11 protein-coding genes and 1 pseudogene are annotated in these 12,424 nt (G+C 36.3%); 7 read left to right on the top strand and 5 right to left on the bottom strand.

Annotated features, from left to right (window positions below):
* Positions 1 to 124 precede the first annotated feature (124 nt).
* Complete coding sequence (locus V7659_RS10005) at positions 125 to 1,216, bottom strand: low temperature requirement protein A (RefSeq protein WP_335539806.1); 1,092 nt, start codon at positions 1,214 to 1,216, stop codon at positions 125 to 127.
* Between the two features lie 164 nt (positions 1,217 to 1,380).
* Positions 1,381 to 1,683, bottom strand: coding sequence for a hypothetical protein (locus V7659_RS10000; RefSeq protein WP_335539805.1), 303 nt, complete (start codon positions 1,681 to 1,683; stop codon positions 1,381 to 1,383).
* Positions 1,684 to 1,977: 294 nt separating this feature from the next.
* Here V7659_RS10000 and V7659_RS09995 point away from each other — a divergent pair, with 294 nt between their 5' ends.
* Both V7659_RS09995 and V7659_RS09990 read left to right on the top strand, forming a co-directional pair.
* Positions 1,978 to 2,181: a DUF3311 domain-containing protein gene (locus tag V7659_RS09995; RefSeq protein WP_144550181.1), complete on the top strand. Its 204-nt coding sequence runs from the start codon at positions 1,978 to 1,980 to the stop codon at positions 2,179 to 2,181.
* Entirely contained in the window at positions 2,181 to 3,683 is a 1,503-nt protein-coding gene (locus V7659_RS09990; protein WP_335539804.1) for a sodium:solute symporter family protein, read from the top strand. The genes V7659_RS09995 and V7659_RS09990 overlap by 1 nt, the downstream gene beginning before the upstream one ends.
* Positions 3,684 to 3,781: 98 nt before the next feature.
* Here V7659_RS09990 and nagZ read toward each other — a convergent pair whose 3' ends face one another.
* The gene (gene nagZ, locus V7659_RS09985) at positions 3,782 to 5,527 is read right to left on the bottom strand and encodes a beta-N-acetylhexosaminidase (protein WP_335539803.1); all 1,746 of its coding nucleotides are present in this window, start codon (positions 5,525 to 5,527) and stop codon (positions 3,782 to 3,784) included.
* Between the two features lie 426 nt (positions 5,528 to 5,953).
* On the opposite strand from nagZ, the gene V7659_RS09980 reads away from it, so the two are divergent.
* Complete coding sequence (locus V7659_RS09980) at positions 5,954 to 6,736, top strand: LysM peptidoglycan-binding and 3D domain-containing protein (protein WP_335539801.1); 783 nt, start codon at positions 5,954 to 5,956, stop codon at positions 6,734 to 6,736.
* A gap of 275 nt (positions 6,737 to 7,011) precedes the next feature.
* Here the strand turns inward: V7659_RS09980 and V7659_RS09975 are convergent, their stop codons facing one another.
* Positions 7,012 to 7,356, bottom strand: a complete 345-nt coding sequence (locus tag V7659_RS09975; RefSeq protein WP_088087308.1) for a DUF2294 domain-containing protein — start codon at positions 7,354 to 7,356, stop codon at positions 7,012 to 7,014.
* Between the two features lie 384 nt (positions 7,357 to 7,740).
* Here V7659_RS09975 and V7659_RS09970 point away from each other — a divergent pair, with 384 nt between their 5' ends.
* Together V7659_RS09970 and V7659_RS09965 are read left to right on the top strand one after the other, a co-directional pair.
* The gene (locus tag V7659_RS09970; RefSeq protein WP_335539799.1) at positions 7,741 to 8,415 is read left to right on the top strand and encodes a trimeric intracellular cation channel family protein; all 675 of its coding nucleotides are present in this window, start codon (positions 7,741 to 7,743) and stop codon (positions 8,413 to 8,415) included.
* A gap of 378 nt (positions 8,416 to 8,793) precedes the next feature.
* Positions 8,794 to 9,414, top strand: a complete 621-nt coding sequence (locus tag V7659_RS09965) for a DUF2238 domain-containing protein (RefSeq protein ID WP_335539798.1) — start codon at positions 8,794 to 8,796, stop codon at positions 9,412 to 9,414.
* 343 nt (positions 9,415 to 9,757) lie between these two features.
* Here the strand turns inward: V7659_RS09965 and V7659_RS09960 are convergent.
* Positions 9,758 to 10,006, bottom strand: a pseudogene (locus V7659_RS09960) (LytTR family transcriptional regulator); the annotation flags it as partial.
* A 131-nt stretch (positions 10,007 to 10,137) separates the two neighbouring features.
* On the opposite strand from V7659_RS09960, the gene V7659_RS09955 reads away from it, so the two are divergent.
* Positions 10,138 to 11,166 (top strand): zinc-binding alcohol dehydrogenase family protein, encoded by a 1,029-nt coding sequence (locus V7659_RS09955; RefSeq protein WP_335539796.1) that lies wholly within the window; start codon positions 10,138 to 10,140, stop codon positions 11,164 to 11,166.
* 249 nt (positions 11,167 to 11,415) lie between these two features.
* On the top strand, positions 11,416 to 11,595 hold the full coding sequence (locus V7659_RS09950; protein WP_335539794.1) for a hypothetical protein: 180 nt from the start codon (positions 11,416 to 11,418) through the stop codon (positions 11,593 to 11,595).
* Positions 11,596 to 12,424: the final 829 nt, after the last annotated feature.

Genomic DNA, 12,424 nt, shown 5'->3' with positions numbered 1-12,424 from the left:
ATAGGCGGAATTTCTCCGTCTATTTAAGCTATTTTTAATGATAATTACTAATTAAGCGGAATTTTTCAGTTTATTTATCTGATCGAGTGCTTAACATGATTCCCAACCGATAAAATTAATTAATTTAAGTGGTTGTTAATTTGGCATAGATGACAAAGAACAGGGTTAATTCCCCTATTACCACTATATATGGTACTACTACTATTAAATTAATAATAAAAAAGACTACTAAAATCCCCAAAAATAACCCTAAATGATAAATTTTCAATCTGTGGTGCTTATGTCTATATTGGTGGAAAACAAAAGTAGTTGACAAGAAATAGAGCAAAACAGAGCAAAAAACGAAATACAGAATAAATGAATAATTGACTTCTTGTAAAAACAATAGTCTAATCGACGCTGCTATCATGCTCAAAGACATTAAAATAAACAGGTGACCGTAAATAATGGTTTGGCCGATCGTTTGTATCGATTTGTTAACTTTCTTCTCCACATTATCGAAATACTGCCACCACATCGCGATTATTAGGAAAAATGATATGGCCGAAAAACCTATTGAATTCCAATTTCCTTGTTTAGGTTGAATAACCGCAAGGGTGCTGACAAGTGCTTCACCAAAGAGAATAATGGTAAAAAGACCAAATCGCTCTAATAAGTGCGCCGTATTTGTGGGTACCTTTACTAAATACTTCCGTCCAGATATTGGAACCATAATATCGATAATGATACCCGCATATAACACAGCATAACGAAGCCAAGAATCAAAAAGGAGGGAGAGTAGTGATATAATGATTCCAATCCAAAAATACCTTCCCAAATATCGGGCTGCTATTTTTCGCAATCCCTCTTCTATACGCTGTACAATAAGATATTGGGTTGCTGTCATTGCCCTTAAGCCAATATATCCAATTAAAAAGGAAAGATAATATTGATCAAAATCAACTGATAAGCTTGATGTCATTATAAGGACAAAGAACATCTGTACTATCAAAAATAATCGCTGGTGAAATAAATCTTGTCCAAACCGGTTTACGAACAAGGTTTGCCCTACCCAAGCCCACCAGATAGGAATAAAAATTAACACAAACTTAAATAAAAACTCTGTATGGATATATCCATCTTCAACATGAAGTAAAACATGGGTTGCAGCCGCAACAGCCGCCACAAATAATAAATCATAAAATAGCTCTAACCACGTAACCTTCTTTTCTTCCATTCTGCACTCCTTCCTATCCCATAATAGATTTAAATTTCTCAAATATACCTATGTTCTTCATATCTTATTTGCATTGTAACGAATAAAGACGATCATATTTATTCAATTACAATGATATTTAATTATTTCCTCTAGCATCTAAGTATGACAGCCTGGAATTAAATTCAGCGTATCCGCACAAATCTTTTATGCTCCTTAATAACAAGCGCAATAAATTTTTCCCGCTCCCATTCACTACTTTTAAGAATCTTAACATTTTCAGGCTTTTTCAAAAAACGTTTTACTTTATTGTTGTGCCAAATAATGTAATTATATCGAACATCTTGATCCAAATCGGCAAACCATTCTTCTTCCTTTAATTCATCGATGTTTTTTTCTAATTTAGACTTCGGAGTAGGGATTACTGCCTCGATTAGACAACCAATCAAATCACCAATTACATCAACTATAAAATCAACTATCAACATTTCCACTACTCCTGTCATGAAGAAGAATTCGTTTTGCAATTAAATGATAGTATGGTAATGGTTGAAAGTAAATATTTTGAAAGAATCAACACAAGTGAGTAGAGGATTTTCCTAACCATTCATTAAAATAATAGTTTGTTAATTCGAATTTTATAAATTATTAAATAATTCTCTTGTAATCTCTTACCAAATTTGTTACTATTACGAACATAAAAAATTATCCAACAATACTATTGGTGGAACAATATTATTTTATTAATATTGCTCAACTATGATCAAACAGGAGGTTCTTACATGGGCAAAAAATTCATGAAATCATTACTAATCATACTCCCATTACTTTCGCAGTTAGTTGTACTGCCCTTCGTCAATCGAATTGACCCAATTATTTTAGGATTACCTTTTCTTCAATTTTGGCTATTTTTATGGATCATCCTAACACCGTTATGCACATTAGGGATCTATCAACTCGATAAATCAGAAGGGAGTCTTGACTAATGCAACAGGGAAATTTAACAGCTTTGTTAATCACAGCATTCATTGTCATAACCGTTGTTTTAATTGGATTTATAGCAGGACGAAATAAATCGTCGCGAAGTTCAGTAGAGGAATGGTCGGTTGGCGGCAGACGCTTCGGCGGACTGCTGGTTTGGTTTTTAGTAGGAGCAGATTTATATACAGCTTATACCTTTTTAGGACTAACAAGTACAGCTTATGCAGGAGGAAGTCTGGCCTTCTTTGCGATTCCTTACTGTATCATCGCTTATTTTGTTTCTTACTTTTACCTTCCTAAACTATGGAAAGTAGCGAATAAATTCAAGCTGACCACATTAGCGGATTATGCGCGAGAACGTTTTGGCAGTAAACTTCTATCTTCTATAATTGCTATTGTCGGCGTACTAATGCTGATCCCATATATTGATCTGCAGTTAGCCGGCATTCAAGATACGCTTCAAGTAGCTGGAACAGGCTATATCAATGTCAAGGTAGTCGTGATTACATCCTTCCTGCTTGTCGCCCTGTTTACGTTCTTTAGCGGAATCAAAGGCCCAACCTATACAGCCATCATTAAGGATGTTCTCGTCTGGGCAATTATGTTATTCCTTGTCGTTTCTCTGCCGATTATCCATTTTGGCGGCTGGAGTCCGATGATTGATACCTTCGTCAAGGAATCACCACAACTATTGACGATTCCAACATCCGGCCCGAAAGGTATTCCTTGGTTTATGACAGCATCGCTTATTTCGGCTTTGGCATTATTTATGTGGGCCCACGGGGCAACAGGCGTATTTACCGCAAAAAGTGCGGATGCCGTTCGAAAAAATGCGATATTCCTGCCTTTATATAATATCGTATTAATCCTGGTTATTTTCCTTGGCTTTGTAGCATTCCATGTGTTACCGGAAGGAAGCAATCCAAGGTTTGCCTTTTTAAATCTGATTCAAGTTTCATACGGTGGTATCGGACAAGGGTTAGCTTATTCGACGATTGCCTTAGCATCGTTAATTCCATGCTCAATTATGGCCATCGGTGCATCCAACTTATTTGCCAACAATATCTATCGTGATTTAATCAATCCGAACGTAAAAGGCGCCAAATTAACACTCGTCACACGTTCGATGGTCTTCGTTGTCATTGGTCTTGCCTTATTATTTGGCTTACTATTCCCTACGGCACTCGTATCATTGCAGCTTTTAGGTGTGTCAGGTATGGTTCAAATTTTCCCAGCCATTGTTGTCAGCTTATTCTGGAAAAATCAAACGAAACAGGCCACAACGATTGGATTGCTTGTCGGATTAACAACAACCTTTACAGTTTACGCAACAAACAGCGCACATGGAATTTATGAAGGATTTTGGGGATTAACAGCAAACTTATTAACGATTATTATTTTGAATCCGTTCTTTGTCGCAAAAGCGAAACATCAAACGAATTCAATAAAAGAGTATCTGTTTAATCGATCAAAGTATGTCCAAATAAATCATAAAAAAGGTGCATAACTAAATCATTGCTCTTAAACTCTTTTAATATAGTTACACCGTTTGGACCTATGCTAATCCAAACGGTGTTTTTTTGCCTGGTTGAAATATACTAACAATTATTTTGAATACTCATCCAGGAGTTTTTTTATTGATTGGTTTACTTCATCTATATTCGCATTTTTCACTTTTGCATTATTTATTTCATATTTCTTTTTTAACTTCAAAATTCTACTTACACTTTCATTTATTCTTTGTTCAGTAATTTCCCCTTTTTGGACAGCGATTTTTAAAGAAGAAATGGTTTCCACTATATTGTTATAACCATGTCCAACTAAAATAATATCGCTGCCAGCCTTGACTGATTCAACGGCAGCCCTGCCAATCGTATAATGGTCGATAATCGCCTTCATCGTCATGTCATCCGTTATTACAACACCCTTATAGTCTAACTGTTGCCTCAACATCCCTGTTATTATATTTTTGGACATGGAAGATGGAAAATCAGCATCCAGTTTGGGCAATAAGATATGGGCAACCATAACAACATCAGCACCGCTATTGATTGCCTGCTCAAACGGGATTAATTCGAGCTCTTTTAGTTGCTGAAGGCTTTTATTCACAATTGGCAGCTCCAGATGGGAGTCAACAGACGTATCTCCATGACCTGGAAAATGCTTAATCGTTGGGATAATGTTTTGCGACTGTATACCTTTAAAGGTTTGAATACCAAGCTTACTAACAATTTCAGAATTATTCCCATATGATCGATCCCCTATAACCGGGTTTTTTGGATTGCTGTTGATGTCCAGCACAGGAGCAAAATCAAGATTGAAACCAAATTCTTTTAATTCCTTCCCTAACATCGTCCCCACCTGATAGGAAAACTGAGAATTATTAATTACCCCAATTTCTTTATTGGTTGGAAAATTAATCAATCCACCAGGGAGCCTGGTAACACGCCCACCTTCTTGATCCACTCCTAATAGAAGCGGCACCTTCTGGTCATTTTCAGACTTCATTTGATTCAAAAGCTGCACGGCTTGTGTTGGGTCTATTAAATTATCCTTGTAAAAAATAATCCCGCCAACCTTGTATTTCGTTAATAAACTTTTTGTATTTGTATCCATGATAGTGCCAGTTATACCTGCGAAAATCATTTGCCCAATTTTCTCATCTAAACTCATGTCAGCTATGGTCTTTTGCTGGTCAGGTGGAGTAGATTGCTCGGCTTGATTTTTTACTTGTGTATAGACTGAAATATGGTCCACTTTTGGATTCGGCTCCTGCTCGGTTGGTTTTGGTAAGATCCACTTTAATTCTGTTAAAGGGTTAACCTGATAAACCAGAATGATTTGGTCATGAGTTTCATCTTTGAAGTACCGTATCTCATCAGGTTCTCCGCACGTTAATTTGATTTCATTTTGCCGGATTTTTTGTAATTTAGGATCATATGATCTGATATCCGAGACAACTTCACCCAGATATCCAATGACGGCATGTCGATTCTCATATTCTTCGTATCTACCACTTGCAGTTTCTGTTGTTTGGTTCGGTTCTCCCCATTTATTATGCACTTCCTGCTTCTTAGCCTTACCCGAATCGAAAGGGATACCGACCACTTTTCCTTCCTTTGCCAAGGAAAAAAGTTCATTAATATAGTCATGCAGTTTCTGATTTTTACTTTCATCTAATTCTGCTGGAGTATTGGGTGAAGGTTCAACGGATTGTTGTGGGTTCTCCGTTGTGGACTGTTTCCCGTCCCCGTCCTTATCAAAAACATAAATAACAACAACTAGAATAATAAGGAACAATAGGATTGACAAAATAAGTGGTTTCAAGATGGATTTTTTAGATTTTGACATAAAAGGATACCTTTCTTTGGCGAACTTGCCATTTATCTATTGCTAGTTTTACACCATGGCTTGTTTATCCATTATACCTAAATGGAGCGTAATTGACTTGCTGTAACATACAAATATGATTCATACCTTTGTATATTACAGCTTTTTAATGAAACCAGAAACAATCTTTTATGGAATAGAATGCCATGAAATGAAGGAGATTGAATCGTGTAATTTAAAGAAATATTAATTGGAATCTACCGGGCTTTTTACTTTGAATGGGGCTTTTAGAAAAAACATTTTCTGATTTTTCGTTTATTTATAAGTATTATTGCAATATAAATGCCACGGATGTAATCGATTTATCATCTCCCTGTTCTTTTTCTCAGAAAATTCTATGTTACTATTTAGAAAATTTAGCAACCAAAGAACATGGAGGGTAAAAGAATGCTTAAAAGAATTCTATCAATTTTAGCAGTTGCTGTACTCTCAGTAACTGTAAGTGCTAATGTACAAGCTGCAACTATTACTGTACAAAAAGGGGATACCCTTTGGGAACTATCACGCGCAAATAATACATCTTTAGAAAATATCCAAAAGTTGAATCATCTTACTACTGATCTTATTCACCCTGGGGATGTTTTAACCATTGCTCCAGAAAAACATTATACTGTTAAAAAAGGTGACGCATTATGGGACATAGCCATGAATTATCATGTAACTGTTGCGCAGCTTAAAGAATGGAACCAATTAACTACCGATCTCATCCATCCTGGATTAAATCTATTAATCTATGAAGGTTTAAATAATACTACTACTAAGGTTGTAACAAAAAAAACAATCAAGCAGGTGGCACATGTAGCATCTGCAAAGCCTGCATCGCAGGCACCAAAGGAAAGTGAACCTGAGGTAGAAGCTGCATCAACTAGTAATACAAGTTCAAGTGAAATTACTGTGAAAGCTACAGCCTATACGGCTTCGTGTGAGGGATGTTCAGGTACTACGGCTACTGGAATAGACCTAAAAGCAAATCCAAATGCAAAAGTCATCGCAGTTGACCCAAATGTTATACCGCTTGGCAGTAAAGTTTATGTAGAAGGCTATGGTGAAGCAACCGCCGGAGATACTGGTGGAGCCATTAAAGGAAATCGAATTGATGTCTTTATTCCTTCAGAGCAAGATGCAATTAATTTTGGGATAAAACAATTAAAAGTAAAAATATTAAACTAACATGGCCAACACCAGGCTATCCTGAGGATCTCAATTTATGTACAAAAAACTGCAATCCCTTTAAGTTACCAAGGGGTTGCAGTTTTTTTGTGCATTAACTTTTTTAAATGATTCGATTGCCCACCTATTTATGATACGGTTCCCCGTGACATATCTAAATGAGGTTTTTCAAATTAATAGAATAAACACCCTAAACAAATAGTATCATCTAAAATAATTGTTTTTCAGCGTTTTGAATGATGCTCTGTTTTATTTGCAAAAAATCCCCTTGGTTATTACTCAATCGTTTTTTCAAAAATAAAAACTGATACAGCCATATCCTCTTCAATCTTTGCATCCGAAAATAAATGAAGTAGCTTTGAACCTACGATTTCCTCCATTCCTTCAGGTATTTTCTGCTTATATATATCCCGAATCATTTCGGTTCGGGCACTATGAATTACTTTTTTACCCTCTTGGGATTGTGCAATAAATTTTTCTGTCGGAGTTAGGATACCATACATGGTTGTGATAGCCATATTATCCACGAAGTGAGTAAAAATTCGCTCCGGTCCCTTTCCAAAAATCTCTTTTCGCATTTTCCGTACAATATCATTAAACGCTGTTTCCTTTTTCCCCATGCTCTCTCCTCCTAACAACTCGATACTATACAACAAAGTCTATAAAAAATTCAACCAGTCCTAAATTTTTCTTGTTTTTCTGCTTGAGAGGAGTATAATCAATGCAGTTGGACAAAATTTAGACAAATTTAATGATGGAGCACTAATAAAACTTTTTGTTAGAACTCTATTTATTATTCCCAATGGAATGATTTATTAGTAGGCAATGCTAATTGATTACTCCACCACAAAATGTCGTCTGTTGAGACGATTTCTTGTGGTGGAGTTTTTTGTTTAAAAATGGAAAATGATGTTTTTCTCTCTTGCAAGGTATATTCCAACCTTCGTATTTGCGTGTGAAGAGATTAGGAAAATAAATTATATATCAGGAGGTATTTTAAAGGAATGTCTTGGATAGTCCTTCATTTTATCGGAATTATTTCATATGCAGCAAGCGGGGCTTTTGTAGCCCTTGAAGTAGAATATTCCTTTGTTGGGGTTTACGCATTGGGTTTAACCACAGCCTTTGGGGGAGGGCTCGTACGAAATTTGATTATAGGTGTCCCTGTTTCAGAGCTTTGGGACCATTCCATCATTTTAACGGTTTTAATGACGCTGACATTCATCGTATTATTACCGCTAAAGTGGATTAATCATTGGAAGCGGTGGAGTTTATTTTTTGATTCCATTGGTCTTGCTTCCTTCGCTCTTCAAGGAGCACTGTCAGCCCAAGAGGTTTTTTCTAATGATTTGGGCGTAATGGTCTTGGCGTCGATGTTTACCGGCGTTGGAGGGGGTATGATTCGTGACATCATCGCTGCCCGAAAACCCCTTGCTTTAAAGGAAGAAATTCATGCGATTTTAACAATTTTATGTGCCATATGTATTTGGCTGGGTTGGAGCACCCCCATTCAGTTGACGTTGATTGTCCTTATTGTTATAGCTTTACGCATGTCTGCTATTCGTTATCAGTGGCGGCTCCACCTGCCCAGCAATCATAAAAAGGGTAGGAAAACACAGATACGTATTTCTCTAGGTAGGAAATCCATAGAAAAGCCAATCTATGAAAAAAGCAAATAAAGATTTACCAGCCTAATTCTTATCAATATCACTTAACTATTTAAGCTTTAAAAATCATAAAAAGATTTAGGCCCAGTAGTCATCCTACTTGGGCTATAATAACGCACTAAAGAAAAATTTATCCGGCGACAATCAGCTTAGACTTTCGAAATTTTACTTCATCAATGGATGAGAGCAGCAAAAACCATGTTCAGCTGATTTCCATCTTTTTAATTCTATAAGAGTAATTTTTTCCTTAAAAACCTAATTTACTTATGGTACGGTTCACCGTGATGTATCAAAATGAGGTTTCACAATTTTAAACCTATACCACTTACTATACTATTTAAATGTTTAGCAAATACTAAATCCATCTTGTTTTCTGATGGAGTGATTTGAGTGGCACGTGAAAAAGGTAGTTCGATACATTTTTTCTTGTTATTTGTTGTTATGCTTGTTCTTATTTGGTCCCTGATTAAACCTGAGGAAGGTTATATGGTTTTATTAATGGAGGTTTTACCTTCTGTATTAGTTTTAATATTCTTGGTATCAAAATACAATCAGTTTCGCCTTACCACTGTTTCCTATGTCATTATTACCCTTCTTGTCATTTTAACGTTTATAGGAGGGCATTATTCTTATTCCAAAGTTCCTCTCTTTTCATGGATCAAAGATTATTTTGATTTACAAAGAAACCACTATGATCGGTTCGGTCATTTTCTTAAGGGGGCTATGGTCATAGTTATAATAGAGATATTATTAAGGAAAACAGCTTTATTGAAAAGTAAAACGACAAATTTTATTGCTCTATGTATAACATTAGCAATCGGTGCTTTCTACGAAATCATTGAGTGGGCAAGTACAAAAATAGGGAAAGAAGGGAAAGCCACAAAAGATTTTTTAGGTATGCAAGGAGACATATGGGACGCCCAGTGGGATATGACACTTTTACTAGTAGGTTCCATTCTTTCGCTTTTTTTCACAAAAATTCTTTATAAAAAATTAGAAAAATCTAGATGATGGGGTCGGTATCTACATAAAATAACGTAGATTCCAAATTTAAGAAACAGGAGAGATGGCCAAAAATATGCAAATAATTATTCATCACTTGGTATCTTTGACTTGTTATTATTTTCATGAATCCAAATCAACATCTGGTAAAACCAACCATTTTATTTCCACTTGAGTCAAGTACTCCCAGATAAACAAAGAATCTAGACATGACATATAATGATTAAAAGTCTCTCTGTCTAGCTATTTTATTTTCAAATTTTATATAATTCTAATCTACTTGTAATCATTTTTTGGTCCTTTATCCATTATAACTTCTCCCTCAAAACTTATGGGGGTTTCAGGAATTGCTGGCCATTCCAAGATAAGGAATACCAAAAATATCTCTGTTAATAAACTCTGAGACCTTTTGCTTCGTCACCATTACTTCATGGGCAATCGTTCCTTCCTTTATAGGATCTCCGGCGCTAATTTTCAAATTCATTCGTTTACTTGGCCGATAGTAGATATATTCTTTTGTATTAGAAACAGCAATCGAAATTTCATCCGAAAATAATTCACCAATGACGTCCAGCAGTGAACTTAATGTTATATCTTCCATACTATTAACACCTCATTCACATCTATATTAACACTAAATTTCACTGATGCTTAGAAACTATAGGCTAATAGTAATTATTTTAAGTCATTACTAATAACGGGTATACTAATAAGGAAAGGATGTGGTCCATCATGAATACAATGAAGGCGGTAGGATTAACTCGTTACCTTCCAATTGACAATCCCCAAAGCCTGGTAGACGTAGTTGTAGAAAAACCAAAAGCAACGGGTCGTGACATTTTGGTCAAAGTTGCGGCCATATCGGTCAACCCTGTTGATACAAAGGTAAGAGCTCCTAAGGAAAGAGTTGAGGAAGTTCCTAAAATTCTAGGTTGGGATGTAGCAGGAGTCGTCGAAGAGACAGGACCGGACTGTTCATTGTTTCGTCCGGGAGATGAAGTTTTTTATGCTGGCAGTATTGCACGACAAGGCGGAAACAGTGAATACCATCTGGTCGATGAACGAATCGTTGGGCGCAAACCTGTTTCCTTAAGTTTTGTGGAAGCCGCAGCTCTTCCCCTAACCTCCATTACAGCTTGGGAAGCGTTATTTACCCGAATGTCTATTTCCCAAGATCCGGGCCTTAACAAAGGAAAGGCTCTGCTGATCATTGGTGCAGCCGGGGGTGTAGGTTCCATTGCCACTCAGCTTGCAAAACAAGCGGGGCTTACTGTAATCGGGACTGCTTCCCGATCGGAAACTGTTAGCTGGGTTAAATCAATGGGCGCGGACTATACAATTAATCACCATGACCCACTCCTTCCACAACTTCAAGCAATTGGATTTACAAACGTTCCGTACATTTTTTGCCTGAATGCTTTGGAAAAACACTGGGCCGGTATTAGCGAAGCTATTTCTCCGCAAGGAGTTGTGTGCGCAATTGATGATCCAACCTCTCAGCTGGACCTCAAATTGCTTAAGCAAAAAAGCGTCACCTTCGTGTGGGAGTTTATGTTTACTCGCCCTGTTTACGAAACAGATGATATGATTGAGCAGCATCTATTGCTTAATTGTATTGCTGATGCTGTGGACCATCAAAAATTAAAGACAACACTGGCCGAAGTCCTTGGACCGATCTCAGCAGAAAATCTCCGTCAAGCCCACAAATTTTTGGAGAGCAATAGGACGATTGGTAAAATTGTACTAGAAGGTTTTGTTTAAAAACCTGTTTGCAGAGAGTATAAAACAATGCCGTTTCCCGATAAATCGGTGATTCGATAATTGCAACAGGATATAAATATAAAGCCGACTGCTGATCGCAGCCGGCTTTAATTACACAAAGAAACTTTCTTTTACTTATGATATGGTTCTTCGTAATCTAAATGAGGTTTTCTCATATTTATCTGGCTCATTTACAGCCCAATTTTTTCATTTTTATTTACTGGATTTTTTACATTAACATAGGGGGTTTTGAAAGCTGAACTAAAAAACTCTGGAGGATTAACAAAGCAAGTTAAAGTTGGTTTAAGTTGGACTACTTTCTTCTTTGGTTTTCTAACGGCGTTATTCCGCGGAGATTTAAAATGGGCTATTATAATGCTTAATTGCGGAGTATTTGGATCATTACGCTGGGGGTTGGTTCAACTGTAACGGGGATTGTGTTTTCTTTTATTAAAATAAATTATACATAAAAGAACTAATTGAAAAGGTTACCAGCCCGCTAATGATAAATCAAGGGCCTTATTAGAAAATAACCAAATCATTTCCAAAACTGCATAATCCAAAAGGCTGGCTAAAAGAAATTTCTGTTTTTTAGTCAGCCTTTTTGCTTTATTAGCCTGTCAACATCCTTTCACAGTGCTAGTCAATTTAAAAACTGGATTAAATAGATTAAATGTTTTTCAATGTTTAGATTCTTATATTCCCTCAAAAACCTCATTTACTTATGATACGGTTCACCACAATTAATCCGAAAAATCTCCAACCACCCTAGTTATCTTCTCAACTACCTGATAATTCCTAAATTTATCAAGCTTAAACAAATCTTGGGCCTCGGCAGGCAAATTAATTTTACCCATATAAAGATGTAAAGGAATAACCACAATTATGGAAAATTTGTGCTTTCAATATGCCCCCTTAAAAAAGACACGTAAAATTGCGTGTCCTCTCAACAATAATAATCAATATAGATTTTGCTTTGGTATTGAAAAAACCTACAAAGAAACATCCTTTGTAGGTTAGTTGGAGATAAGTGGTTAGGTTTTTTAAACTAAACTTTAAACGCCTCTTGTTCAACCTTTAGGATCTTGTTTTCACTTAAAAAGTGAACCCGTTTGATAAAGGCTGGCTATTCGATAACGGTTATACCGCTTTTGTCTTCATCTCTGTCTTTATTTTTACTGATGTTTTAGTAAATGCACTAACAACGAACATGAAAACGATGTTAATGACAAGGGCCGCGATACCGACATCGAGATCT

The sequence above is a fragment of the Neobacillus drentensis genome, from assembly GCF_036966985.1.
Taxonomy (GTDB): domain Bacteria; phylum Bacillota; class Bacilli; order Bacillales; family Cytobacillaceae; genus Neobacillus; species Neobacillus drentensis_E.
The sequence above is the reverse complement of the archived record's forward strand: the minus strand, read 5'-3'. Positions and strand labels throughout refer to the sequence as shown.

What these genes read in the sequence shown, in the direction of transcription:
- V7659_RS10005 (WP_335539806.1), bottom strand. Translation starts at nt 1,216, where the DNA reads ATGGAAGAAAAGAAGGTTACGTGGTTAGAGCTATTTTATGATTTATTA.
- V7659_RS10000 (WP_335539805.1), bottom strand. Translation starts at nt 1,683, where the DNA reads ATGTTGATAGTTGATTTTATAGTTGATGTAATTGGTGATTTGATTGGT.
- V7659_RS09995 (WP_144550181.1), top strand. Translation starts at nt 1,978, where the DNA reads ATGGGCAAAAAATTCATGAAATCATTACTAATCATACTCCCATTACTT.
- V7659_RS09990 (WP_335539804.1), top strand. Translation starts at nt 2,181, where the DNA reads ATGCAACAGGGAAATTTAACAGCTTTGTTAATCACAGCATTCATTGTC.
- nagZ (WP_335539803.1), bottom strand. Translation starts at nt 5,527, where the DNA reads ATGTCAAAATCTAAAAAATCCATCTTGAAACCACTTATTTTGTCAATC.
- V7659_RS09980 (WP_335539801.1), top strand. Translation starts at nt 5,954, where the DNA reads ATGCTTAAAAGAATTCTATCAATTTTAGCAGTTGCTGTACTCTCAGTA.
- V7659_RS09975 (WP_088087308.1), bottom strand. Translation starts at nt 7,356, where the DNA reads ATGGGGAAAAAGGAAACAGCGTTTAATGATATTGTACGGAAAATGCGA.
- V7659_RS09970 (WP_335539799.1), top strand. Translation starts at nt 7,741, where the DNA reads ATGTCTTGGATAGTCCTTCATTTTATCGGAATTATTTCATATGCAGCA.
- V7659_RS09955 (WP_335539796.1), top strand. Translation starts at nt 10,138, where the DNA reads ATGAATACAATGAAGGCGGTAGGATTAACTCGTTACCTTCCAATTGAC.